This window comes from Paraburkholderia sp. UCT31 (assembly GCF_014397655.1).
In the GTDB taxonomy this organism is placed as follows: Bacteria; Pseudomonadota; Gammaproteobacteria; order Burkholderiales; family Burkholderiaceae; genus Paraburkholderia; species Paraburkholderia tuberum.
In genome coordinates, this window is the sequence record NZ_VZQP01000191.1 from 1 (window position 1) to 854 (window position 854).

The window sequence follows — 854 nt, forward strand, 5'->3', positions numbered from 1 at the left end:
GCGACCGCCGCGACAGGTCGGCCGCGCCTTCGATTGACGGTCACCACCATTGCAGACCAGGCGCTTGTCATGACTGCCTTGGCGCTCGGCGGGCGCGTGGCGCTGCCCTTGCTCTGGGTCGTGTTCTGGTTTCTTGTGGGTGCCGGTTGCCGCCACGGCAAGCGGCCGTTGCTACTTTCATGTGCAGTTGCGCTTGCAGGCGTCGCGATTTTGATGCACGTCGAGCCGTGGTGGAGAGAAAACCTCGCGGTGGGATTGGGCATCATGCTCAGCATCGCGGCGACTTCCGTGTACTTGATGGCCCTCGTGCATCGGCTCGAACGGCAGGCTGCGACGGACCCTCTGACAGGACTCAGCAACCGCACTCGCCTCGAGCAGGCGATCGCTAAAGCGACTGCGGCGCGAGACGCCGATAAAGGACAGTCTGTCTTGCTGTTCATCGATCTCGACGGCTTCAAATACGTCAATGACGCTTATGGGCATGCGGTGGGTGATGAACTGTTGCAGTGCTTCGCCAACGGTCTGCAGACACGCATTCGCCGCGGCGATACGGTTGCCCGCCTGGGAGGCGACGAGTTCGCGGTGCTCGCCCGCCACGTGCATGGCGACGCCGGCGCGCGCGCGATTGCCGACGGTATTCACGACATCCTTCATGGGCTTCGAGAGATCGGCGGTCATCCGGTCGCCGTATCGGCCAGCATTGGCGTGCGCATGCTCGGTACCAATAGCGCGGACGGACGTCTTGATGTACACGCCCTGATGCGCCAGGCCGATAGCGCGATGTATCGCGCCAAAGCGAACGGGACGGACAAAACCTCATTCTTCGATGAGACGGGTGCCGGCGTGTAAGCGGA

The 854-nt window shown here is 62.9% G+C and carries 1 protein-coding gene; it reads left to right on the forward strand.

Going from position 1 to position 854, the window contains the following annotated elements:
• Positions 1-849 (forward strand): GGDEF domain-containing protein (locus F6X40_RS41570; protein ID WP_187631902.1); only part of this gene is annotated, 849 nt, incomplete at its 5' end.
• Between the last annotated feature and the right edge of the window lie 5 nt (positions 850-854).